Here is a 25,164-nt window from a genome sequence, read left to right on the forward strand (position 1 = left end):
GCCGTTTTATTCAACACGACGGCTCGAGACGTATCGATGTTTCCGACAAACCATTCATGCGTCGATGAGCGACGTACGCAAGGTTTGCAGCTCGCGCGGGAAACCGCGAGTATATCCATCGAGATAGGTTGGCCCATCTATACTAGCCCTCAATTCCCCCCGGTGGGATGAAGCAGACTGCCGCCAGTAAGGAGGCTCCCTTCCGATTCATTACGGTCGAAATCTGTTCTAATAGACGGGTTGCTTTGCTTTATATTTTCAACATTTCCGATACGGCTTGTAGCGCAGACCCGACAATGGTTCCGTTTGTCCTTTGCCCCCACCACCCCAAGACGAACAAAGCCAATGAAATACAAGGATAGCGCTTGACGCGGTCGATGTAGAAGGATAGTTTACCAAAGGTTAAGATGCGGTTTGTGCGGTTTAGGGGGATTATCCCGATGAAAGCTTGGGCATTAGGGTTGGCGTTGGCGACATCAGTTGCGGCAGGGGCTGCGCATGCCGCAACGGTCAGCGGCACGTTCATGATAGATATCTATAATTATGATGCCGGACATAATTCCGCGGAAGCTTCGGCAACGGAGTTGAATATTTCGTCGCATACGAAATTGACAACCATTACCTATACTGGTGCACTTGACTTTAAAACGGACACCGCATCAGGAGCCCCCAGCATTGCGGAATTTCTCAATACTGGAAGCGGTTCCTATACGGTGCCGGTCGGCGTTGATCTTTCAAGTTATACCTTGAGCAGGGGGGCAGGTAGTGGCGATAATCAATTCGGTACGACTACGCTCTTTGACATTAAGGCGACCGCCTTCAATGCGATTGTCAGTGGGACCGGCATGATTTCGCATGATGACGGCATGACGTTCTTCGACGACAATGTGGAGACAGCGTCATCCGCGGGGCCAACGACTCAGATTACCACCCCATTCACTTTTGACGGCGGTTCGTTCCGGCTGATTTATGCCGCAGCGAATGGTGATCCTTCTGTGCTTCATGTGGAAGGAACCGTGGTGCCACTGCCCGCTACGGCTTTGTTGCTGCTGAGTGGTCTCGCTGGCCTGTTGGCTATGACTGGGCTCAGGAAAAGGGCCTGAAAGTCAACGCTAGTTTGGAAGTTTGAAATTTGATAGAAGGGTCGGTCGAAGGACCGGCCCTCTGCATATGTTCATGGCTCCCCTCCCCCAAGATATCGGTATAGCAGCAATCGGGTCGACCATCTCCCATATGAAAGAGCCACGATGGCCGCAACATTCCGTCTTGATTGCAGAGAAGTCAAGACAACCGGACTTTTGATCGCAGCCGTTTGCAGCGACGTTTGTTGCTACACCGGAGCCATCCTATTCTCTATCAGCCGGCACCAATAGGGCTGCACGAATCCCAAGTAAAAGAACGCATGGCCAGAAGAAGCAGGCAACAAGGCCTGCTATTCTGTAAGCGTCCCACTGGGCTTGTTTCTCAATTCCCTCGCTGAGCGTGGAGATGAAGAAAATCAAGACAATCGCTAGATAGGCTAATAAAGCCAACGTCATGACTTGATTCACTTTCCTCAGGGATCCGAACTACGTGACAGTTCACCGAGGGCGGACGAGTACGAATGAGAATATCAGCCGCCCAGGAGAAATGGCAACAGTAAAACGAGTTCGGCAGATTGCATTTAGAAGTTTTTTTGCGTTCAGTCCTTGTTCGAGCACTTCGACGCAAAGCTCCGAGACGATGACTATCGTCATATCGGTCACATTGTCGATGGCTCGCTGGGTGCCGTTCCGCATCAGGACAACACCAAGCGGCCACACTCATCGCTCTGACTACAAACCACCGGCAGCGGAGACCATTCTACAGCCTACACCACACCGTGGAGCAGCTCAATCATTGGTCGCTCCGATATGGCTGTTGAGCCCGTCATGCATTAAGACTGAAACTGGATATCTCATAGGGGCAGGCTACCCTCAAAATCTTCACCACGTTGGTCAGTCTATATTGCGCGCGCGAAAACGCGCCGATAGACCTCTTCTCGGGAAGAGAAATGAAACGGCGGCTTCTGATCTAGCCGCCTAGAATTGAGATAGAGCGTGTACTATTCCTATTACGGCCTCAAGAGCGCGCCTTTTGCGGTCGTTCCGGACCCAACTTTCATCTATTGGGCCAAGCCACACAGCATGGCGTTCGCCATGTTGCAATATGGTATCGCGAACCACGCTGGTTTTACGGTTATCACGGGGGAAATCGGCGCCGGAAAAACTACTCTTATACGGCAGCTACTAGGTAAGCTTCCGGTCCATATGAACGTCGCCTTGCTCAGCAACGTTCAGGGTGGGCGCGGCGAACTGTTGCAGTGGGTGCTCATGGCATTTGATCAGGAGTACGAAGACCAGTCCTACGTATCCCTCTACAAGCGCTTTGAAACGTTTCTGTCCAAGGCTCATCATGAGGGCAAGCGCAACGTACTTATCATTGACGAGGCACAAAACCTTGGCACCGATACGCTTGAAGAACTACGGATGCTTTCGAATATCAACACCCATGAGCAGGAACTGCTGCAAATTATTCTCAGTGGTCAGCCCGAACTGAAGCAACTTCTCAGTGCTCCCGAACTGACGCAATTCGTTCAACGGATTTCCTCCGATTTCCACCTGGCTCTGCTCGAGCATGGTGATGTAAGTCACTACATCGATCATCGGCTGAAAACAGCGGGCGCGAACCGGCGATTGTTCGCCGATGACGCCTACCATCTCATTTCTTCCGCGACACGAGGCACGCCACGCCTGATCAATATTCTATGTGACACCTCGCTTATGTATGGCTATGCGATGGAAGAACCGATTATCACGGCTGATATTGTGCAACAGGTGCTTAATGATAAGCGCCAGTATGGTGTTTTCCCGCTGCCGTCAGCGGTAAAGCCGCTTTAGGGAAGTGGCCCGGGGCTGACCAAGAACGCATCGCATCGGCCTCCGACAACGCTCAGGCTTCTTTAAATTCTCCAAAGAATAGCAAGAAAAAGCCTTTTCGCATGAGACGACCCGGGCCTAGTATGCATTCTGCCCCGTAATAAGAACAACTGCCGTCCTCAGCAAGATGAGCAAATCAAACCCGAGCGACCAATTCTCTGTATAGTAGACGTCGTGCCGTATACGTGCCTCCATCTTCTCGGTAGTTTTAGTCTCGCCACGCAGACCATTGACCTGCGCCCATCCCGTCATGCCAGGCTTTACGCGGTGGCGCGCAAAATATCCCCGAATCAAACGGGAATATTCTGCGTTATGATCGACTGCATGGGGGCGCGGTCCAATCAGTGACATGTTGCCGAGCAAGACGTTAAATAGTTGGGGAAGTTCATCGAGGCTTGAGCGGCGTAAGAAACGTCCAATCCGCGTGACTCTCGGGTCGGCCTTTTTGGCCTGGACCGTTATGGTTCCGGGCTCGCTGATGCGCATGGTCCGGAACTTGTATATCTGGAACACTCCATTATTAAAGCCGAGACGCTCTTGCCTGAAGATTACAGGCCCCGGACTGTCAAGGCGCACAAGCAATGCGATGAATGCCATAGGGATTGCCGCGACGGCGAGGAGAACGGAACAAAGAACATAGTCCTCGGCAGCTTTAATCGCCACCGCCCAGCCAGACATGGGATGGCCAGCAACCGAGAATATCGGGGCGCTTTCGAAGTGGCCGGGTGCTTCGCTGAAATCGAGGCGAAAGCCGATGAGATCCGAGCCGAGGTAAATATTGACGGGAAGCTCGCGAAGCTTCTCCACAAGTGCAAGGATTCTATGCTCATCAGACCATGGAAGCGCAATGACAATATCGTCAACTCTTGAAGCGCGGACGAAAGACGGAATGGCTTCAAGATTGCCCATTACGGGTGTCCCCTGGATAGTGACATCGGACGGCAAGTCCAGGAAAAGAGCCGTTACAGTGATGAAGCCGGGATTGAGATCAAGCATTCGTTGGGTCAGTCGAGTAACGTTGCGTTGACTGCCCACGATGATCATGTTCCGCGAGAAGACGCCTTTTCGGCAAAGATACAGTACACTGCGACTGAGAATAATCCTCCCGGTCAATGTCAGAAGCATGGTACTGGCACCGAATGCGCCTATCCATGCGCGCGAGAGCGTCGACGACAGTTTTACCGCAAAAGCGGCAGCCAGCAGGAAAAGGAAGCCCGTGGCAAACGCTATGATCATCTTATCGAGGTTTGGCAGCGGCCGAATGATTGCGTCAAAGCGATAGAGCTCGGAAAATTGAAAGAGTAAAAGCACCGTAATCCAGATGCAACAAATGCAGGTCGCATAGAAGCTTCCTGTAACGACATTCACGCTGATCAGGAAAAGATAGGTTATTAGCCCGGCGCCAAGGATCATGGCGGAATCAAGAAGAACGGCTATCCCAGAAATGACGGTGGACGAAATTGAAAATCGAGCCGGCCGCGTAGTGGGCGGTTGGTTGAGCACAACGTTCGGAAGCTGGTTCAACCGATCCTCCTGTCAGTAGTAGTAGTCCCTTGTGTCTCTTGCGCTCTTGTTGATTACGATCCCAAGCAGCTTATCCAAATGGCTGAGCTGGTGTTCGCATTCATCAAGCTCCGAAACGGTTGTCGTGCCAGAAGCGACAACAAGAAGCGCCGCGTCTATTTTGGGTAGGAAGGCCAATGCATCGTCGCTGCTGCGCATGGGGGGAAGGTCATAAAGCACAACATCCGGCGCAAAGGAATCTACGACGAACCTGAGTAACTCGCCCATGCGGGACGACTGGACAAGCTCAGAAGACTGCCTTGTTCTGTCGACGTTCAAACCAACGATCAGATTGGGATTGATTTGAACAAAGCAGCTTTCTGCCCTGCCCTCGCCTTGGAGAAATTGTCCAATGGAGCCGCTTGATGCAATTCCGAGCGTTTTCGCAACAGATGGCTTTCTCAAATCCAGGTCCACCAGCACCGTCCGGCAATTGGGATTGCGGGCCATGCTGAAAGCGAGATTTACGGCTACCATCGTCTTCCCGCAGCCTTGAGTTGGCGACGTCACGACAAAGTTTTTCCAGTTCCTGTCACGCTGGAGTTTCTGGACCCTTGTGCGTAGGATGTTGAATGAGACATGTGCCGGATCATCCATCGCAGCTGAGACGATCCGGTTTGCTTCCAGATGGTGTGATTCCAGTTCGACCTGCCGAGGTTTCCAAGCAGGCTGCGCCAGCGGAACGCTGGCGGCCTCATTCTTATGTTCAGGAGCAATCGCCGCGGGAGAACGGGCCGCCCCCTCCTTTTTCACTGCGCCAAGCGATGGGTCGGCTTTGAGAAGCGCTTCTCTTATATGTTCCATGAGTTGCTCCGGTGGCAGGTTCGGGGCGTCAATGCGCGATCAGACGGCTGCTAATCGGGAGCCAGATATTGATCTGTTGCCATACGCGGTCGGCAAGGACATCAAGCGGCATATAGTAGAAATGGATAGCAGTAAGCATTCCAATGATTACGCCAACAATAACGATAACGACTAAGGCGAAACGCCATCGGCCACGCCGCCGCTCGGCGATTGTCGAGACATATGGAATTTCCGCTATCGGCTTGAGCCGAACGTGTTTTTCCAAGTCGGCGGCGGTGCGGATGCTATTGTCGAACATCTCAAGCAGGACCACTAAGCCTGCCCCGAAAGCGAAGCCACCAAATGACCCAGCCATGATGATCCTCGGGCGGTTCGGCTTGGTTGGCCGCGTAGGTATGCTGGCCTGTTCGATAACTTCAAATCGCTCGGCTTGCCGATCCTGTTCCAGGCGCTCGCCTGTTATCGCATCTTCAAGCTTTGCTTGGCTTTGCTGGTATTCGCTCTGCAGACTTTGATGGTCTCGCTCCAGGCTGCTGAGTTCGGCTTGGACAGTCGGTGTCGTCAAAATGTTTGCATTCAGCGCATTCGCTTGCTCTTTCAACTCATCTCGTTGTGACTTCAGAGCGCTGACCAGGTCTCCATTTAATGTGGCTCCCCCTTTCGAGGCGATCTGCGCCTCAAGTGACGCGATCTGGACCTTCGTCACTCCAATCTGTCGATCGAGCTCGGCAAGCTGGTTCTTTGGAAAGTAACCTTTCTGAACCAGAGGTCCCACCGCGACCCGCTTTTTTTGATAAGCGTCCAGATTAATCTTCTGAGCCTGCAGGCTGTACGTCAGGCTCTGGAGGTCGCCTCCATCTGCCGAAGCAAGTGCAGGATCCGAGCTGCTAGCCAGTTGTATCCTCTGGTTCAGCTCGCCGATCTTGGCATTGATCTGGTCGAGCTGCTGGCGACGATCAGGCAGGGTTTCCGGCAGAGCGGCGTTGTTGTCGCGCTTGAAATTGGCGATCTTTTGTTCCGCCACATGCAGCCGTTGACGCAGATCGTCCAGTTGGCTCCTGAAAAAGCTGCTGGTTTCGGTAGCTCGGCTCAGCCGGGATTCAACGTTCTGAGATAGGATCGATTGAACCAGTTCATTGGTGACCCTGGAGGCGGTGGTGGGATTCCGATACTCGAAGGACACTGTAAAGCCGATTACACTGCCATCCCGCCGCGACGTCCGGCTGCTCACGTCGATCTGTTCAATGTCGATCGCGTCCCGCATGTTCTCTACGATCGATGTCGGGGAGCGAGACTCGCCTTCATAATCGTACAGGCTGAACTTGTTCGCAATCTGCAGAAGATTGTCCCGTGCTAGCAGCCGCTGCTGTATCACGTGGATGCGTTCGGCAGCATTTGCAGTTACCGTGGGAGCGGCTAGATCGGTGGGGATCTGCTGAGTTTCGACAAGGATCGTTGCGCTGGCCTGATAGATCTTCGGAAGCAGATAGGCGATTACTGCCACGGATCCGCATATCAGGATCGCTGGTATCACCAGGTAAAGGTAACGCCTGCGAAGAACTGCAAAATAGCTCCTCAGATCGAGTTCTTGTTCCATGCGCTAATCCATCTATTGCCTGACAAAGCCGGCTCAGCGTCGCAAGAGCTAGTTCGCAGCTTTTGCAGAATGCGGCGGTTTGGTTGCCAATTGCTGAAGTGCACCCTGTGCCTTGTCCATGTCGGATTTGATGAGCGGCGGAGTTAGGGATATAGCCTGCTTCAGGCTCGCAACGGCAGGCTCCTGCTGACCAAGCGCTTTCAACACCATCCCAAGATGATACTGGACAAGAGCACTCCGCGGCATTCTTTGGGCGGCGGTCCGAATTAGAGGCAACGCCGAGGCGTACTCGCTCCGGAGATAGTAGATCCAGCCAAGTGTATCGAGATACTGAGGGATCTGGGAGTTTCGGAACCGCTGCGCGATGTCAAAAGCCCGATCGAGAGACTGCTTGTCGCCGCGGCGCTCCGACAGAAGGCTGGCGAGATCGTTCGCTGCGACCGGCGATCCGGGATTGGCCTTCAACAGCAATTCATACTGCGCAATGGCGTCATCAAACCTTTCTTGCTGCTGGTAGATGGTACCTAGAAGCGAATGCAGCATCTGGTTCTTGTCGTCACGCGTCAGGCCTTCGCGCGCGACAGCCTCCGCTTTTTGAGGATCCCCTGTTGCGAGATAGAACTGCGCAAGGGAAGCGTCTCCCAGAACGCCTTTCTTGTCCGCAACTGCGGCATCTTGGAAGGCCTGTTTAGCCAGATCACTTCTGTTTGTGGACATGTAAACGGACCCAAGCAGAATATGCGCCTCTACGTTGCTGGAATTCTCCTTCAGAACTGTCTTGAGATATTGCTCTGCTTGCGACTGCCGACCCGCCCTCATATAGGTGCGCACAAGGTCCGACAGCAGACTCGGACTGTCAGCATTGGTCGTCAGCGACTTCTGAAGCAGACTGATGCTTTCATTGTACTTGTCTAGGCCACCGAGGGCGGCGGCGGCAATCCTGTCCGCTGAGGGATCCGCTGGGCCCCTATCGAGGTGACGCAGTGCATCGGCTATTTGTTGGGCTCCTACCCAGTCGCCGGCATCCAGCTTGAGCTGGGCGAGCAGTTTCAGCACTTCACGATCCTTCGGAGCGGCCTTGCGAACGCTCTCCAGCACATTCAACGCCTGATCCGTCCTACCGTAACGCAGGAGAAAACGCACATAGGGCAGGCCAGTAGTTGGCGAATTATTGTCGAGGCTCATCGCCTTGGCATATTGCTCTCCGGCCACGACAACCGAGCCCTTGCGCTCGTAAGCCTCTGCCAGAAGGCTGCGCAGTTGGGTATCGTCTGGGGCTTCGTTCAACGCAGCCAAAAGATCATCGATCCCTTTGTCTGTATTGCCTTCGGATAACCGAACCGACGCACGAACGCGAAGCGCATCCACATTCTTACTGTCATTCTCAAGCACAGCGTTTGTCAGCTTTTCGGCCCCAACCCAATCTTTCTTCCTCGTAAACATCGTGGCGAGCTGTATCTGGGCCTTGTTGCGATTTTCATCGTTCGAAGCGCTGTCTATAATCGAATGCATCAAATCTACTGCCTTCGACTGATTCCCGGCCGCAAACTCCAGCTGTGCGATGGCCATGCGAAGGGTAAAAGCGTCCTTTCCCCTTTTCGCACGAGCCTCGACAATCTTATTTGCCTCCTCAACTGCGGCTTGAGGCCCGTCTTCTTTGTTAAGAAAGGTAATCAGGCCGAGTTGGGCCCGATCATTCTCGGGATTGTCAGCCGCGAATTGGTACATCGTCTTCTCTGCATCATCACCCCGGCCCTTGCTGAGATACCACCTTGCAAGACTGAGTGGAAAAGCAGAGTTCTCAGGAAAGAGCGTAACGAGCTTCTTCAGAAGCTTCTCGACGCCGGGCTGGTCATTGAGCTTATCGAGGACGTTGAGGCGAAGCACCTGTAGACCGATATTGCGTTCGCTGCCTGCCGGAGCCTTATTGAGATAATCAAGCGCACCCTGGAGATCAGAAGCCAGGATGCGCTCCGACGCCAGCACCATCATCGCGTCAACGTCATGCGGATCCTTTTTGAGCGCAGCTTGAGAAAGCTGCACGGCATCGCCGCGATTATTGAGTTTTAATTGCACCGCAGCCTTCGCCACCATTGCTTCCGGATCGTCCGAAGCGACGGAGACAGCCTGCTCTGCATATTTGAGTGCCGCGTCCGGATGGCCCGCTGCCAGGAAAATATAGGATAAACGAACGCGCGCCTTCACATGCTTGGGATCTTTCTCGGCTACCGAGAGATAAATCTTCGCCGCCGAGTCAAAACGGCCCTGCTGTTCCTCTACTTTACCTAAAGCAAAAAGCGCCTCGACAAAATTGCTGTCCAGTTTTATCGCGTTGCGGAATTCCAGACTGGCCTTAATGGGCTCGCCTTTCGCAAGGAGTTCAAGACCACTTTTGTAATATGACTGTGCGCGCTCCTCGGCTGAATCGCATCCGGAAATCGACATCATTGTCGAAGCCACTAAGGCAACAAAAAAAGCGCCACGCAAACGCGTTACTCTGAACATAGTTACTCTTTCGCCCACGTCCCTTGAACTACCTGAACAGTTCTCTACCAGAATCATCGATAATTTCGAAGGTAAAGTTTTGACAAGATTGAAATAAGGTTAAAGACCGACCGTATGTAAGCTACAGTCAGTCTTTTATCTTACCAGATTAACTATATATATAAGTGAAGATACATGAGTCCGGCGCGCATAGGCTACCGAGAGCGCAGAATGCTCACAAAGTCCTAGAGCATATTCTCTAGCTCAACGAGATTGACCTTGGTTTGACCCTGTGCTTCCTCCGATGAGCAAGCATCCCCAAGCCAATCATTCCGGTTCCGAACAGGAAGAGCGCGGGAGGAATCGGAACCGCCGATATGGAGTACTCCGCATTTCGGTCAGGATAGCTTGTTTCACTGGGGTTGTTAGGGTCACCAAGCGGAAGTATTCCCGCCACCCGAACCGCAACAGAACTAATAGTACCGCTACCCAACAGCGTCGCGCTCAATATCGCTGAACTGCCGTTTGCTATTGTTGTTGTTGCATATTGGACACCATTCAATATAAGCGAGAAGTCCCACGGATTTTCATTATTATTTGATACGTTTAGCTTAAACGTGTTGTCCAATTGATCATAGTGAATAGTCGCCGCGGTTCCAATGTCCGCATACTGGTATCCATTCAGCATAGGGAATAATGTCGAGAACTTCGCGATCACTGAATCTGTTCGAGAGGTGATAACGGAAGGGCCTGACTCCCCGACCTGATTGAAAGCATTAAGATCAGCAGAACTGACCGTAATCGCCTTCGCCGGGAGGGTCCCGATGCATGATACCGAAAACAACACCCCACCAACAACAGCGGCCCTCATAGGCACGAAATTGTGCAATCCCATGACATACCCCACTCACTCAAAATATTTTGAGCTGACCCATACCCTTAATAAAAAGTTAACAGCAACGGGGGGGCCGCGTCAATTCGATTCTCGCAAAAGTGGTAAACTGCGTCTAATCTGAACTGCCCTCAGGTGGATGACTCGAACAAGCTCGCGTTTCAGGCTGAGATTTTGATTTCATGCCCATTGCTTGTCTGGGATGTTGGTGAGCGCTGTATGCGGCTGGATGAAGCTGGTGATCCGGTGGAGAAGCTCAACGGCGTAAGATAATCCGCGATGCGTCCCTGCTTGCCGAAACGGTGCTCGGTCTCGACGGGCAGCACGGCAAATGATGCAACAGCCACCTGAAGCCGCATCGGAATCCTTATTTGTCTCGGCCGTCATTGCGGAACCTGCCACGGAAGCGCCGAAGGCGGCCAAGCAAGCGCAAGACGGCGTCAATCTTGATCGTTCGATGCTGGTTGATTGGGTCGGCAAGGCGGCTTTCCTGCTTCGTCCCGTGCATGAACGGACGTTCGGGCGTCTGAAGGCATCGGACAAACTCTTCGCCGACGAGACTACGGCGCCAGTGCTTGATCCGGGACGGGGGCGGGCCAAGACCGGGCAGCTGTTCGTATACGCAAGTGATGACCGTCCGTGGGGCGAGATCGATCCACCGGGCGTTGCCTATCTCTACGCGCCGGACCGCAAGGCCGAGCAGCCGATCCCCCCGCCGATCGCCCGGAGGCGCTCGCTCGCATCGCTCAACTCTACCGCGTCGAGAGCGAGATCCGCGGTCGCGCCGCCGATGAACGCCGCGTCATCTGGCAGGAGACAAGTCGTTCCGTCATCCACGCCCTCGAGCCATGGCTTCGAGAGCAACGCACTCTCATCAGCCAGAAGACCAAGCTGACGGAGGCTATCCGTTATGCGCTCTCACGCTGGACGGGTTGACGTGCTCCCCGTTTTGTCCGCGCCTATAAGTTGGCCCTGTTCACGTTGTGGTCCGATCTGGACCGGTTTGCAAATTCGTTCGGGGTGAGCCCGTCGAGGCTCGTGTGCGGGCGGTTCACTTGTAGTTGATCCTCCATTCTTCGATGCTGTCTCGGGCATGCCGATAGCTGGTGAAGAGCCGCTCGTTGAGGCACTCGTCGCGCAGCCGACCGTTAAAGCTCTCCACGAAGCCGTTCTGCATGGGCTTGCCGGGCGCGATGTAGTGCCATTCGACATGCCGGTCTTCCTGCCATGCCAGGATGGCATTCGAGGTCAGCTCGGTGCCGTTGTCCGATACGATCATGCAGGGGTAGCCGCGATGCTCGGCGATGATGTCGAGTTCGCGGGCGACGCGTTCGCCCGAGATCGAGTTGTCGACGACGGTGGCCAGGCACTCCCGGCTGAAGTCGTCGATGACGCACAGGATCCGGAAGCGGCGGCCGTCGGTGAGCGTGTCGGAGACGAAGTCGAGGCTCCAGCGCTGGTTGGCATCCTGCGGGATCGCCATCGGTGCTCTCGTGCCGAGCGCACGCTTGCGGCCGCCGCGTTTGCGCACTGTCAGCCGCTCTTCCCGATAGAGCCGGTAGAGCTTCTTCCAGTTCACCGCCACGACTTCGCGCTTTAGCAGAAGGTGCAGCCGGCGATAGCCGAAGCGTCGGAGCTCGGCCGCTAGTTCCCGTAACCGCTTTCGCAGGCCAGCGTCGTCCGGTCGGCTCGAACGATAGCGGTAGACCCGCGGCTCCATGCCGACGAGCCCGCAAGCACGACGCTGCGTATAGCCCTTGTTCTCGATCGCCCAGGTCACGGCGGTCCTCCTCGACCCAGGCGTCAGAAGTTTTTTCCGAGCATCTCGCGCAAGGTCGAGACGTCGAGCATGGCGTCGGCCAGCAGGCGCTTCAGCTTGCCGTTCTCCTCCTCCAGGCTCTTCAGCCGCTTCGCCTCCGATACGTCCATGCCGCCATACTTCGAGCGCCACTTGTAGAACGTCGCATCGCTCACACCGTACTTGCGGCAAAGCTCCGTCGCCGAAAGCCCCGCCTGGTGCTCCTTCAAAATGCCGATGATCTGTTCGTCGGAAAATCTCGATCGCTTCATGGCCTGTCTCCTCATCCGGATGACAGGCTAACCTCAAAGCGAGGACATTTCAGGGGAGCACGTCAGGGTCTGACGCGCTTCCTTGATGACGTCAGGATCGAGATCGACTCCAACGTCGTCGAACGCACCATTCGGCCGATTGCCTTGAATCGTAAAACTTGCTATTCGCCGGGTCAGACGGCGGCGCCGAACATTGGGCGACAATCGCCTTGTTCATCGAGACCTGCAAGCTCAATGGCGTCAAAACACACTTCTATCTCGCCGATGTCATCGCTCGCATCGTCGCCGGCCATCCTCAAAGCCAGATTGACGACCTCCTGCCTTGGCCTACGTAGCCGAACCACTTAAGGCCGTGGCCTCGGAACACCGCATACCTTGATCCCGGCCGCGGCTGGACCAAGATCGGCCTGCTCTAGGCTTACGCCCGTGATGATCGGCCATGGCAGGGAGGCGATCGGCCGGCGTCGCCTATGCTATGCTGTACGAACCATCGCAGAGCGCGTCAGCATAAAGGCACACTCGCCTCCGAATAGGAACCTTCCTAGGGCTCTCGCCATGCGTGATCGAGGCTTTCCCGGAATGACTGGGTTAGATAGGCAAATGGAGTCTGTTCGCCTGTCTTGATATATACTTCCGCAGGCATTCCTGGCAGCAACGGATGATCATCGAGCTTTTGTTCCTCGCCACGCGACAGAGAAATGTTGGCAACAAAGTAGGAAGCTGCAGTTTTTTGATCAGTTATCGCATCTGCAGAGACATATGTTACTGCGCCCATCAAGCGCGGCATTTCGCGCCGGGGGAGGCCTGGAAACACTACATCCGCCTCCATGCCGGAAGAAATATTGTCGATGTCTGTTGGGCGAATACGGGCTTCAATTACCAGATTATCCTCAACCGGAACGATCTCTAACAGGGTTGCCCCTGGTTCAACAACGCCACCGATTGTGTGGACATCCAGTCCGACAACGATGCCGTTTGCCGTGGCGCGTATTATCTTTTGGTCTAGAGAATGCTTAGCATCCAGCAACTGCTGCCCAAGCGTAAACACGCTCGACTGCTGTTTTCCGAGTTCATCGTTGACCTCTTTCACGAAGGTCATGCGCTGCTGTAGTATTTGCAAGTTAGCCTGAGCAACCTGTGCTTCAGTTGCCGCAATCTGCGCCTCGAAATCGTTCTTCTTGCCCTTCAGCTGCGCCGCCTCGCGCTCGAGTTCTAGGACCCTCGATCGGGAAACAAGTTTTTTGTTGAGGAGTTGACTTAAATCATCATGCTCGCTCTGGCTGATAGCGATCTGGTCGGCTTGGGCCTGGGATTGCGCGACCAAACCCCGGGATTGTTCCTTCAATTGTCTTATCTGCTCGCGGATCAAGTTGACCTGCCCCGACAAGGTCTGCCGCCTTACCTGAAATAATTGCTGCTGACCTCTAAGGATGTCGGTAACATCGGAATCATCCACACGAGACAGCAGGTCCTGCGGAAACTGAATATTCTCTGCCCCACTGCGCTCGGCTTCGAGCCTTGCTACGGTCGCCTGAGCGAGATCATAATTACTTCGAATGACATCTAGAGAAGCCTGTTCCTTCGTCTGATCAAGCTGAATAAGGACATCGCCAATTTTCACCTTTTGTCCATTTCTAACGTTGATAAGACGCACGGTGCCACCGTCTGGTGACTGGACCTCCTTGCGATTGGAAACGACCTTGACGATTCCGGCCCCAATGATCGCGCTTGAGAGATTTGCAACTGCAGCCCAGGTGCAGAATGTACCAACCCCAAAAAGGATCACTGCTAGCCCGAAAATGATTGCAGGGCGGGCATTCGTCGGAGGCACCAGCCCCGTTTTTGCACCAATGCTCATCTTGGCGCGCCCTGGAGCGCAGCAGTTGTGGAGAGCTCTTGCTCGGCCGGTTGGACTTCGCGAAGCCCTCCCCTATGGTCAGCTACTTTAGGCATCAGTTTCCACAGAACATCCTGCCGAGATCCGAACTCTGTGATATTCCCGTCTGTTAGCACAAGAATCTTATCCACCGCCTCCAGTACTGACGGCCGATGAGAGATGAGAATGACAGACGCTCCCTGCTCTTTCAGTTCCCTCAATGAGGAAAGCAGAGCTGCTTCGCCCTGACCGTCGAGATTCGAATTTGGTTCATCGAGCACGACGAGTGAGGGATTGCCGTACAAAGCCCGCGCCAACCCGATCCTTTGCCGCTGTCCACCTGACAGCACGTTCCCGCCGAGCCCGATCCGTGTGTCATATCCATTGGACATACGCAAAATCATTTCATGCACGCCTGCCCATTTTGCCGCAGTGATAACGGCTTCAGCATCTACGACTCCGAACCGTGCAATATTCTCGGCGATCGTTCCATCAAACAACTCGATGTTCTGGGACAAATAGCCGAGATGTGGCCCAAGCTCGTTCCGATTCCAGCCAGCGACATCGACCCCAGCGAGTCGAGCGCAACCGCTTCTGGGAGCCCAAACGCCCACAATGAACCTCGCAAGCGTGGACTTGCCGGATCCGCTTGGGCCGACAATCCCCAATGCTTCACCAGCCTCGAGCCGAAAAGAGATGTTCTGAATAACCAATCTCTCGGCTCCAGGCGGAGCACCAACCAGCTGCTCAACGGAAACAAAGCCGTCTGGCTTAGGGAGTGGGAGCTTGGATGCCTTACGGGGAGGCGAGGTGAGAACCTTACGAATTCGCCCATAGGCGCCCCGTGCGAGAACAAAGCTACGCCAATTTCCGATGGCGCCTTCGACGGGTGCGAGCGCCCGTCCCATCATGATGGACGCCGCAACCATCGCGCCGGGCGAGATCTTTTGCTGCAATGCCAAATAGGCACCCACACCCAGTATGGCAATCTGCAACATTGGCCGAACAAACTTTGTGGTTGCGGTTAGCAGACCTGCACGATCGCTGGCGGCGGACTGCAGTGAAAGCCCATGACGCCATTGTATCAGCCATCGCTCCCGAAGGCCGGCTATCATCCCCATCGCCTCGACTGTATCGGCATTTGCTGCCACATTGGCTGCAAACTGCATCGCAGCGGCCATATGCGATCCGGCGTCCGTCAGTGGGCGGCGCGTCACCAACTCACTTACAACTGCAAGCGCGAATAATGCGACGGCACCGACGAGGGAAACGACGAAAAGAAGTGGGTGCAGAATGCAGATCACTCCTAAAAAAAGCGGGGTCCAAGGCGCGTCGAAAAAGAAAAAGAGCCCTGCCCCCGTGAGAAAGTTGCGCAAGACGTCGAGGTCGCGCAGAGCGCGCGCTTTGGCATTGCCAAGAGAAGGGTCGGGTGACGCGAGCCTGGCGAACAGCTGTGCGCTCAGTAATTCGTCCAAGCGTCCGCCCAAGCGAACCAGGACGCGCGCCCGAGCACCTTCCAAAAGCGCGCTGCAGATTAATAGCCCTGCGGCAAGAAGTGCAAGGTAAACCAACGTCGGAACGCTGCCGGATGTAAGCACGCGGTCGTAGACCTGCATCATGTAGACCGGCCCCACCAGCATCAACATATTGATCACTAAGCTGAAGCCAGCAACGAACAACAAAATGTTCCTTGCCTCGGTCGTTATATCTTTAAACGGTGGATTATCTTCAGTTGCGGGCCTTGAGCCGACCCGTGGTTTTCCGATCGGCGGTGTCTTAAGATCGTTGCTCGGCTGGAAACTTGGCTGACTAGGTGAGGTTTGCAGCAACCGCCGAATTTCAGGCCACGAGCGAGATGTTGGCATTGGTGAGCTCATCTAGGTGGACGCCAACGACCAATATGTAGTCTGAAGAAGACCACGAAAAGGACGCATCCGGCTCGTCGAGCGGCACGACAAGACTGCCCTTATCATTAAAGGCCCCCGATAGAACCTGGTTAGCGGACTGGAAATTCAGCCCCTGCAGAACAAGCATATCTTCTTGAGGGTTAAAATCGAGCAAATGATCAGGACCACTATCTGGACCGAAGACAAACTTATCTGCTCCAGCACCACCTGTAAGATCGTCCTTTCCACCACCTCCGATCAGAACATCATCGCCTGCGCCACCAACCAGATAATCACGCGAAGATCCGCCAATCAGCATATCATTGCCGTCGCCGCCATCTAACGAATTATACTCTGCATTGCTCGCGATAAGCGTATCGTTTCCTTCCTCTCCGTAAAGCCAGTCCCGACCCATTCCACCGACCAGCATATCGTTGCCGTTGCCACCATAGAGCCTGTCGTTTCCGGCACCGCCATAGACAGCGTCGTCTCCTGCACCGCCCACAAGCGTATCATTAGCCGAGCCGCCAAAGAGAATGTCATTGCCCGTGCCGCCGTCCGCCAATCCCCAGCCCTGATTGCCGAGGTGAACGATGTCATCGCCCCCGCCGGCATAGATGTGATCCTTGCCAGCCTCGCCGTGGATATCGTCAGCACCGTCGGTTCCGTCGATATGATCGTTGCCGCCCGAGCCATTGATGACGTTAGGGCTTGGCGATGTTGTCGGCGCGTCCGTAGTTCCTTGCGAAGCTGAGGAGTCGGACGAAGAGGAAGGCTGAGTACCATCGATCACGGACCCCATTGGGTCGTGCGCTTGGAGATTGCTCAGAAACGAGTCGCTGGAAGCAATCTGACTTGCAGTGAGAACGCCCTTGAGAAACCCGAAGTTGTCGATCAAGCCGTTGAAGCCTTGCCCCCAAGGATCGCCCAAAGTGATGGGCTGACTATCCATTCCAACCTGGGTTGAGCCTTCGAGCCCGTCTGCATGCGCAATCTCGTTTCCGTCCAAATAGAGTGCCGCCATCCCATCGATACCGGAAAAAGTAATGGCTAAGTTATGCCAGTCTGTATTAGCGATGCCCACGCCCTTGGCCTTCAGCCAAATCTGTCCGTGATCCGTCGTAACAGCAACACTAAGTTCATCGGCGCCAACAAATACGACGAAGCTTCCGGAATAATTTACAAGGCGACCACCCTCGGTCTCATGGCCGGCGTCTTTTTTGAAGTCGACAAGCATCGTATATTCGGAATTGTTGTAGAAGTCAGGTGTTTGATCATATGTTACGACATCGCCATTCAACCGAATAGCCTGACCGTCGCCATGCGGCTCGAACGTCACGTCCTCGCCGATCTTAACAGGATTGATCACATCGGAGAGGTCCTGCGCACCGTGATCGAAATCGGCGAGCAGAGCGACCGGACTTTGCACCTGGATTGTCTTTCCGAGTTCAATGGTTTCACCGCCTCCGAGCAAAATCGTCGCGGTCACATCATACAAGCCGGCATGGGCGTAAGAGTGCGCGTCAACATTGCCGGACTGGCTGCCATCACCAAAGTCCCAACTGATACTTGCTCCATTGAGATTGAGAACTTCGTTCGGGATATGAAGATCAGAGACATCAAACGTATGATGCAGGAGATCAAGCCCCCTTCCCGCCTCATCGCTAATCACACCAGAAGCAGTCGTCGTCGATGGCTGGTATTCCGTGAGGGAGGCACCAACATTCATATGCTTAATGAGGCCATCCGGAACTGCTTGTAAATCCGCCAAAGTCGCCTTACTACCGGCAAGGGCATTCACGAAGAGATCACCGACGTAATTCGACTGGCTCGGATCCACGCTTTGAACAACAAGATTATTCTCAAATAATTGCCCGTCAACCGGGCTTAGATTCAAATTATCAACAATATTGTTCGTAATTTTTACATCATCGGATGCTGACGAAACTGTTACTGTTGGAACAGTCACGAGCACTTGTGGATCGCCAGAGCTCTGGTTTTGTAGAATGGTATTATTGCTTATCGTTATTCCATCCACTTCACCAACCGAAATTCCATGTAGGTGGCTATTATAAATAATATTGTCCTTAATTATAATATTCTTATAATACATCTCCTTGCCGGCACGCCCACTGTCAACTTCCTCGTTGCGCATGAAAATCGACTGAGTTGAAGAGCCTCCTCCACTATCAAGGAAGTTCTCGCTGATGGTGATATTCGCAGATGGGCTGGTCGTGCCATTGGTCCAGAACTGGATCATGTCCATGTGGTCGCCACTGCGGGGGGCGCCCTTGAAATCGTGGATGTAGTTGTTCATAATCTGGACGTCGTTAACGTTCGCGAAATCAAGTCCATCGGAACGAATATCGTGGATATTGTTGTCTTTAACCACAACACCATTGTCTCCACTGAATACTGCCGCCCGCAGAAAGTTGCTGAATTCGTTGTTCTCGATGGTTATGGCGCTCGAATTGGAGACAGTGAGCCCGTGGCCAGTCCCGTACCCGTCTTCGGTAACACCAAGTCCTTCAGCAACTGCGCCGCTAAAAATCGAGTCTTGGATTGTGATATTGGAGGAACGGTCAACAGTAAATGGCTTGTCGTAGTCAGGGGCTCCTAGGGCAGGTGTATAGCTGAAGTTGACAGAATCAAAAGTTAGGTTTTCCACGCCACTCAGATGGAGTGACGAGAATTGCGCCAAATTGTTCAGATCTGCCGATTTAATGGTGACCTGGTTCGTAAATTTTGCGAACGGTTGGCGGGCGTCATAAAGACTAAGAGTCCCATAGCTGCCGGGGGCCAACAGTATGGTCTCACCGTCAGTCGCATTGGATAGCGCCGAAATAAGCTCTGCGGTTGAAGTCACCTCGATATTAGACATTTTGACCGCCGTGTCGTTTGAACCTATTTTTCTATTTATTGGCACCCGAAAGTTTAGAATATCGCCTCGAATTAGCTTCAATTTTATATATACGTTAAAATAACCTCCCTTGGTAGTCGGATGATTATTATAACGCCGCACATGTACATCTTTTCCATCTGTAATATTCTTGAAATTAAATTGACAATTAGCAAAAGAATTTGATTGGAAATTAACAAAGAATACTGCTATACACAACAGAAACAGGCCCGCACTCGCTCGCTGCTCGTGATGAGATAAGTACAAGAGTGGCTCCAGTTTCCTAACTAACTTGGAGAAGATGCCCATCGGCGCAAAATCGTTCATCTGTATGGCGATGCCGATACATAGCTGGGACTGATAAGGGCAGCGGCGGTGACTTCACCATGACAGTACCGGTGATTTAAAGCGCTTACGAAGGGTGCGGTATTCGAAACATGGTCGCTGATGGTCCGTTCGTAGATTGCGTCAATCGCGTCTACCTTTGAAGACCAAAGAGCAGTCTGTTGCGCGTGAGCATACGCGCTCGCACCCATCCTATGGCGCAGATCGGGGTTATCGACAAGACGCCGAATGGCGTTACCTATGTCATAGGCCACTTGTTCTGGGCTGCTTACAGGTATCCTGATGGCGCACTCGTCAGACGTCGCGCTCGAGGGACCGCCCCGGTCGATGATAATGAGCGGCAATGAATAACTCATCGCCTCTGAAACTACGTTTCCGCCCTGTTCCCGGTAGCTGGGGAAAATGAAGATGTCGGCCTCACGATAAAATTTCGCGACTTCATGCTTCGACTTCCATCCCTGTAGTTTTACCCGGTGTTCCAGGTGATGCTTGGCAATAAGCTCTTCGCAAATTGGGCGCTCCGGCCCTTCTCCGACGACATCGAGGGTCAAGGGCAATCCTTCGTAGTCGGCCGTAACGGCCATTGAGCGAATGGCCTCTTGAATACCTTTGGTTCTGACGAGTCGGCCGACGTAGAGGCACCGAACTTGAGAACCGCGACCCGTGCGATCAATGGCCTCTGGTATATTTTGCAGTCCTGTGTCGGCCATTGCCTCGAAACGGTTGATCTTCATAGAGCCAAGCTGGTCTTGAACATAAGATCCGATACCTAGAACACAGTCCGCGCACTGGTATGTCCGGCGCAGCAACGGGTCGTGACGCAGTCGATATTCGTCCATAGCGCGAAGCTTGGAATACCAGGGAGATGGGATAGATGACCATCTGTTGGTCTAGCCGCCCATCTTATCCTGCGTTAGCTCTGGTTGAACTGTGGATGGGCGCCGATCATCTACGTAGCGCAAATACCATCTCTCCGATCTTCCGGCAGAGGCGAACTTGAAGACACTTGCGGCCACCATAAAGGTCGCTGGGTATGCGAGTGGGTTCATCGGCAGATGAAGGAGGAACTCGATTTCGACCACTTCGAGGGCCGCTCCTGGCAAGGGCTTTACCGTGATGCACTGATGGCCATGATTGCCTACGCCTTCCCGCAGAGCTAGGCCGGACGAGAAAAAAGAAGCTGCGCCAGACCGCCTCAGCCGAGCATGCTGGCCGTTCGCCGCGCCGTCATCACCATCCTATGACCAACCGCTGCCAGAGCAATGTCCCCACTATCGTATCCGCCTCCGATCAAACCGGATCTGAAAGCGCCAAAGGAGTGATAGCGCCCTTTCCAGATCGGGCCGGAATGTCCCAAACCTATTATCTGCCCATGGGTCTTGAGTTGATGACGAAGGCCGCTAGCCGCAGAAGCCGGTCATCGATGTTGAAGAACCTATTGCACTCACATCGAAATCCTCCACCGTCACAAACAACGGATGGGGCCACAATCCAGCAGAAATGGCGAGGTTAGCAGGGGCGCTCAGATCCCAGAGACCAGGAGATATTGGTGATAACGATGGCTCAACACTTTTGAATAAATGATGTTTGTAGTTCATCCCGTTTAGAGCTAGGCCAGCAGAGACAGGATAGGTACCTAATGCTCAGGAATGGTATCATACTCGGTGCTAGCAATGTTGTAGCCGCACTCTTGAGGCTTGGACGCAACATTTTAATTGCGCGACTGATCAGCGTCGAAGACTTCGGCATAGCGAGCACCTTTGCCATCGTAATGTCTCTAATGGAGACAATTGGAAATATAGCGCTCGACCGTTTTCTGGTTCAAAGGCTCGGTGGCGTCTCGACCACTTTGCAAGCAACCACTCAAAGCTTGCAGGCGCTTCGGGGCGCAATTGGTGCGATCCTGCTTTTTTTGATTGCAGGTCCTTTAGCCGCGGTTTTTGGCGTTTCCGATAAAGTGTGGGCTTTTCAAACTCTCGCGCTTATCCCTCTCATGCGGGGCTTGTCCCATCTCGATTTATTCCGTTTTCAGCGGGAAATGCTCTTCTGGCCGTCGATAAAGGTGGACTTGCTGTCTACGGCGAGTTCAACCGTCGCAGCGATCCCCCTCGCTATGCTATTCCATGACTTCCGCGTCATGCTCTACGCAATAGTACTGCAACAAGCACTGTTTACGCTGATGTCCCATTTCGTTGCTGAGCGATCATACCGCTGGGGATGGGATGGCAGTACGGCACGGGAAGCTATCCAATTCGGTTGGCCTCTCCTGTTAAATAGCATACTTCTTTTCCTGATTTTTCATGGCGATCGAGTACTGGTGGGAAGTCTTTTTGGAATGAAGGAGCTTGGTCTATTTTCGGCAGCGTTCACGGTTGCGTTGACACCGACACTAGTTATCAACAACACACTTAATACGTTTTTTCTTCCTCAATTGAGCAAGTCTCAGATAAATACTAATGAGTTCCATAGATTATATGTTGTTACGTCGCAAGCCGCGCTACTATCAGGCGTATTGCTATCTGTACTATTTGCTTTTTTTGGTCCGGCTCTCATAAAGACTCTCTATGGTGCGAAATACGAGTCAGCAGCCTCGCTGCTGTTCTGGCTTAGCATGATGCAAGCGATCCGAATTGGAAGGGTTGGCCCTGCAATTGTGGCGACTGCTAAGGCAGACACAAAGAACCCAATGATTGCAAATGTCATTCGATCCCTCTTCTTCCCGATTGCATGGATATTTATACAATTTGGTTTTGGTATTATTACGATTATTACCATATCTATTTTTGGAGAGATCTTTGGTTTTTTTGTTTCGCTTTATCTAATTAGTCATAGGCTACGTATTGCTGTACAGCCTCTAATATTCTCTATTTTCTCATTCTTCCTTGTTCTTGCATCGTCTGCACTTTTCACATCTTTCTCTGCAGTAAAATATATAAGTATTGTTGAATTTTTATTTTTACTTATGTCATTTATACTTTTTATATTATCTATGAAGGAGCTCATAAGCTGGGGGCGGGCACATGGATTTGTTTAAATTAGATATTTTAGTTATCAATGCATCAACTTGTTTCTGGATATTTGTGAATACCAATCGGAACTGATTGTCCTAAATGCCGTCCGCTTATTGCAGCTACGGTGGAAATCTAGATGAGCCTGCAGTCAAGATGACCGGACCGAATTTGAAAACAATTGGCCTTCTGTGGCATTCGGCCAATTCTGATAATCTCGGGATTGGCGCGCTGACTGCAGCACATATCGCAGTGCTAGAGGGGCTGGCTCGGGACCTCGGCTTTGGCGTTCGCTTCAAGATTCTCGGCTGGCGCGATCCCGGGCCAGTCTATATCCAAGGAACGAACGTAGAAGTGGTGCCTCTGCGCGCTCGCGACGTACCACGTCCAGGCGGGCTCTATGCCGCCATCCGCAGTTGCGATCTCATTCTAGACATTTCGGCAGGTGATAGCTTTGCTGACATTTACGGAACGTGGCGTTTCATCTTCAATGTCCTTTCTAAAGCCGTTGTATTGGCGGGGCGGCGGCCCCTAATCCTCAGCCCGCAAACCATCGGACCATTTGAGCGCTGGTGGACCCGCTGGCTTGCATCTCTGGCAATTCGCGGTGCGCGAAAGATCGTGACGCGCGATGCCTTGTCCACCGCTTATATGCGCGAGATGCGACTCGACAGAAAACTGATCGAAGCGACTGATTTGGCGATTCGCCTGCCTTTCGACCCCCCTCCCCCCCGCGTCAACGGCCCAGTTCGGGTCGGCCTCAATATATCTGGTCTGCTGTTCAACGGCGGCTACAGCCAAGACAATATGTTCTCCCTTCTCGCGGACTATCCGGCCCTAGCCCGATCTCTCTGCGCACATTTCGTCGCGCTGCCGGATTGCGAGTTGCACCTCGTCGGCCACGTAAATTCGCAACGACATGCTGTGGAGGATGATTACCGTGTGGCCAAGACACTGGCGATCGAGTTCCCTGGAGTTGTGGTCGCACCCCGCTTTGATAATCCGTCCGCCGCGAAGTCCTATATCGCCACAATGGATTTCTTCGCTGGGTCACGCATGCATGCATGCATCGCTGCCTTTTCGTCGGGCGTGCCGGTGCTCCCGATCGCATATAGTCGGAAATTCTCGGGCCTGTTCGGAACCCTTGGCTATCGACACCTTGCAGACTGTAAGACACAAACTGCTGAGGAAATCAGCGATGCGGTCATCACGGCTTATGAGCGACGCGGGCAACTCAGGCTCGATGGGGAGAAGGCACTGATGGCGGCGGATGGGAAGCTTTCCGCTTATGAAGACGTCTTGCGTGGCGCGCTGCAAGAAATCGGAAGACTGCCGTGATGGTACAGTCACTTTCATTGGAAAGGATTGCTTCGGCCAACCTGTGTGTCGGTTGTGGTTTATGCGCGTCTCTGTCGGAAGGCGCATTACATATGACGGTGTCCGATGATGGCTACCTGCGCCCTGAGCAGACCGGCCCCCTGAGGCCGCACATCGATCGGCTGATCACCGATATCTGCCCGGGAGCGCGTTTGACGCAGTGTGTCAAGGAAGGTGACGATCACCGACTTTGGGGACCCATCATTTCCGTGCGCGCTGGCGCGTCAACCGATTCCGCGCTTCGTCATCACGCTGCTTCGGGAGGCGCTCTTTCGGCAATCCTCTTGCACCTTCTCGAAACGGGACAGGTCGATCGGGCAGTAGAAACGGCAGCGTCCGACATATATCCGCTCACCAATATGACGGTCATGAGCCTCGATCGCGCGGATGTCCTACGTGCCGCAGGATCGCGCTATGCGCCTTCCGCGCCACTGAGCAACCTCATGAGCGAACTAGAGGAGCCGGGGAAATTTGCTCTTGTCGGCAAGCCTTGTGACATTGCCGCGGCTCGGGCGTTGGCCCGTAGCGATCCCCGGTTAGAGAAGAAGATTCCCTTCATGATCTCCTTTTTCTGTGCCGGCGTGCCGAGTATACATGGCGCGCATGCGATCCTTGAGAAACTCGGTGTGAACGAGGCCGAAGTATCGCGCTTCCGCTATCGAGGCGAAGGGTGGCCAGGAAGAGCGACTGCAATTCTGAAGGACGGAACCGAGAAAAGCCTGAGCTACATGGAGTCCTGGGGTGACATCCTCAGCAAGCGTGTTCAGTTTCGCTGTAAGATATGTCCGGACGGTACGGGAGGTTTCGCCGACGTGGTCTGCGCCGATGCGTGGCATGGCGACGAGAAAGGCTATCCGCTTTTCGAAGAGCAAGAAGGCCGAAGCCTGATAATAGCGAGAACGACATCTGGAGAGAATCTGGTACGATCAGCGCTTTTGGCAGGCTGCATCCGGGCCGAGCCTCTCAACATCGAGGAGGTCCAGCAAATGCAACCCTCGCAAGCCAACCGCAAACGGCTTATATTGTCTCGGCTGCTGGCCCTGTTCGTTTTCGGACGGCAAGTCCCAGTATTTCAAGGGTTCAATCTGGTTCACGCCGCCGGTATGGCGGGCCTTAGGGCAAACCTAAAGAGCTTTCTGGGAATGGTTCGGCGAATATTAGTTCATCGACACCAGCTATAAGATGGTGACAACGGGCAAACTTTTTCAGCCAGTACCGTCCAGTCGAGTCCGCGGCCGCGGCCGCGTGAGAGTAGCATGACCAATATGATGCCTTGAAGAATGTCGGCGATGACGAGCCGTGCCGCCTACTTTCTATTAGCCTTCCTGCCTTGGGTGTATCTCTGGCCGGGCTTCTCGGTGATACGGGGTAAGACCGTATGTCCGCCTCTGTCGGTGAGGTGGCTC

16 protein-coding genes and 3 pseudogenes are annotated in these 25,164 nt (G+C 53.5%); 8 read left to right on the top strand and 11 right to left on the bottom strand.

Annotation, left to right across the window (positions count from 1 at the left end; translation table 11 throughout):
* The first annotated feature begins 440 nt into the window (after positions 1 to 440).
* Positions 441 to 1,103 (top strand): hypothetical protein, encoded by a 663-nt coding sequence (locus RBH77_RS19005; RefSeq protein WP_311029139.1) that lies wholly within the window; start codon positions 441 to 443, stop codon positions 1,101 to 1,103.
* Positions 1,104 to 2,078: 975 nt separating this feature from the next.
* On the top strand, positions 2,079 to 2,918 hold the full coding sequence (locus RBH77_RS19010) for an ExeA family protein (RefSeq protein ID WP_311029140.1): 840 nt from the start codon (positions 2,079 to 2,081) through the stop codon (positions 2,916 to 2,918).
* 117 nt (positions 2,919 to 3,035) lie between these two features.
* Here RBH77_RS19010 and RBH77_RS19015 read toward each other — a convergent pair whose 3' ends face one another.
* From RBH77_RS19015 to RBH77_RS19035, 5 genes are all read right to left on the bottom strand, one after another.
* Positions 3,036 to 4,481, bottom strand: a complete 1,446-nt coding sequence (locus RBH77_RS19015) for an undecaprenyl-phosphate glucose phosphotransferase (RefSeq protein ID WP_311029141.1) — start codon at positions 4,479 to 4,481, stop codon at positions 3,036 to 3,038.
* Between the two features lie 12 nt (positions 4,482 to 4,493).
* Positions 4,494 to 5,324: a CpsD/CapB family tyrosine-protein kinase gene (locus RBH77_RS19020; protein ID WP_311029142.1), complete on the bottom strand. Its 831-nt coding sequence runs from the start codon at positions 5,322 to 5,324 to the stop codon at positions 4,494 to 4,496.
* 28 nt (positions 5,325 to 5,352) lie between these two features.
* Complete coding sequence (locus tag RBH77_RS19025; protein WP_311029143.1) at positions 5,353 to 6,921, bottom strand: GumC family protein; 1,569 nt, start codon at positions 6,919 to 6,921, stop codon at positions 5,353 to 5,355.
* Positions 6,922 to 6,969: 48 nt separating this feature from the next.
* Positions 6,970 to 9,426 carry a tetratricopeptide repeat protein gene (locus RBH77_RS19030; protein WP_311029144.1) on the bottom strand — a complete coding sequence of 819 codons (2,457 nt, stop codon included), beginning with the start codon at positions 9,424 to 9,426 and terminating at the stop codon, positions 6,970 to 6,972.
* A 238-nt stretch (positions 9,427 to 9,664) separates the two neighbouring features.
* Entirely contained in the window at positions 9,665 to 10,300 is a 636-nt protein-coding gene (locus tag RBH77_RS19035) for a VPLPA-CTERM sorting domain-containing protein (protein ID WP_311029145.1), read from the bottom strand.
* 433 nt (positions 10,301 to 10,733) lie between these two features.
* Between RBH77_RS19035 and RBH77_RS19040 the strand changes: the two are divergent.
* A pseudogene (locus RBH77_RS19040) lies at positions 10,734 to 11,230 on the top strand (IS66 family transposase); the annotation flags it as partial.
* Positions 11,231 to 11,348: 118 nt separating this feature from the next.
* Here the strand turns inward: RBH77_RS19040 and RBH77_RS19045 are convergent.
* Both RBH77_RS19045 and RBH77_RS19050 read right to left on the bottom strand, forming a co-directional pair.
* Entirely contained in the window at positions 11,349 to 12,218 is an 870-nt protein-coding gene (locus RBH77_RS19045; RefSeq protein WP_311032616.1) for an IS3 family transposase, read from the bottom strand.
* Positions 12,101 to 12,367 (bottom strand): transposase, encoded by a 267-nt coding sequence (locus RBH77_RS19050; RefSeq protein ID WP_292236827.1) that lies wholly within the window; start codon positions 12,365 to 12,367, stop codon positions 12,101 to 12,103. Before RBH77_RS19050 ends, RBH77_RS19045 begins: the two co-directional genes overlap by 118 nt.
* A gap of 63 nt (positions 12,368 to 12,430) precedes the next feature.
* Here RBH77_RS19050 and RBH77_RS19055 point away from each other — a divergent pair.
* Positions 12,431 to 12,702: pseudogene (locus RBH77_RS19055) on the top strand (transposase domain-containing protein); the annotation flags it as partial.
* Positions 12,703 to 12,908: 206 nt separating this feature from the next.
* Here RBH77_RS19055 and RBH77_RS19060 read toward each other — a convergent pair.
* The 4 genes from RBH77_RS19060 to RBH77_RS19075 all read right to left on the bottom strand — a co-directional run bounded on the left by RBH77_RS19060 (position 12,909) and on the right by RBH77_RS19075 (position 20,212).
* Positions 12,909 to 14,225 carry an HlyD family type I secretion periplasmic adaptor subunit gene (locus tag RBH77_RS19060; protein WP_311029146.1) on the bottom strand — a complete coding sequence of 439 codons (1,317 nt, stop codon included), beginning with the start codon at positions 14,223 to 14,225 and terminating at the stop codon, positions 12,909 to 12,911.
* Positions 14,222 to 15,922: a type I secretion system permease/ATPase gene (locus tag RBH77_RS19065; protein WP_311029147.1), complete on the bottom strand. Its 1,701-nt coding sequence runs from the start codon at positions 15,920 to 15,922 to the stop codon at positions 14,222 to 14,224. Before RBH77_RS19065 ends, RBH77_RS19060 begins: the two co-directional genes overlap by 4 nt.
* A 160-nt stretch (positions 15,923 to 16,082) precedes the next feature.
* Positions 16,083 to 19,355: a right-handed parallel beta-helix repeat-containing protein gene (locus tag RBH77_RS19070; protein WP_311029148.1), complete on the bottom strand. Its 3,273-nt coding sequence runs from the start codon at positions 19,353 to 19,355 to the stop codon at positions 16,083 to 16,085.
* Positions 19,352 to 20,212 (bottom strand): glycosyltransferase, encoded by an 861-nt coding sequence (locus tag RBH77_RS19075; RefSeq protein WP_311029149.1) that lies wholly within the window; start codon positions 20,210 to 20,212, stop codon positions 19,352 to 19,354. Before RBH77_RS19075 ends, RBH77_RS19070 begins: the two co-directional genes overlap by 4 nt.
* Positions 20,213 to 20,333: 121 nt before the next feature.
* Between RBH77_RS19075 and RBH77_RS19080 the strand changes: the two are divergent.
* The 4 genes and pseudogenes from RBH77_RS19080 to RBH77_RS19095 form a co-directional block, all read left to right on the top strand.
* Positions 20,334 to 20,613, top strand: a pseudogene (locus RBH77_RS19080) (IS701 family transposase); the annotation flags it as partial.
* Positions 20,614 to 21,012: 399 nt separating this feature from the next.
* On the top strand, positions 21,013 to 22,407 hold the full coding sequence (locus RBH77_RS19085; RefSeq protein WP_311029150.1) for an oligosaccharide flippase family protein: 1,395 nt from the start codon (positions 21,013 to 21,015) through the stop codon (positions 22,405 to 22,407).
* 130 nt (positions 22,408 to 22,537) lie between these two features.
* Positions 22,538 to 23,719 (top strand): polysaccharide pyruvyl transferase family protein, encoded by a 1,182-nt coding sequence (locus tag RBH77_RS19090; protein WP_311029151.1) that lies wholly within the window; start codon positions 22,538 to 22,540, stop codon positions 23,717 to 23,719.
* Positions 23,719 to 24,939, top strand: a complete 1,221-nt coding sequence (locus tag RBH77_RS19095) for a Coenzyme F420 hydrogenase/dehydrogenase, beta subunit C-terminal domain (protein ID WP_311029152.1) — start codon at positions 23,719 to 23,721, stop codon at positions 24,937 to 24,939. Before RBH77_RS19090 ends, RBH77_RS19095 begins: the two co-directional genes overlap by 1 nt.
* Positions 24,940 to 25,164 lie beyond the last annotated feature (225 nt).

The organism is Mesorhizobium koreense, assembly GCF_031656215.1.
Lineage (GTDB): Bacteria > Pseudomonadota > Alphaproteobacteria > Rhizobiales > Rhizobiaceae > Mesorhizobium_L > Mesorhizobium_L koreense.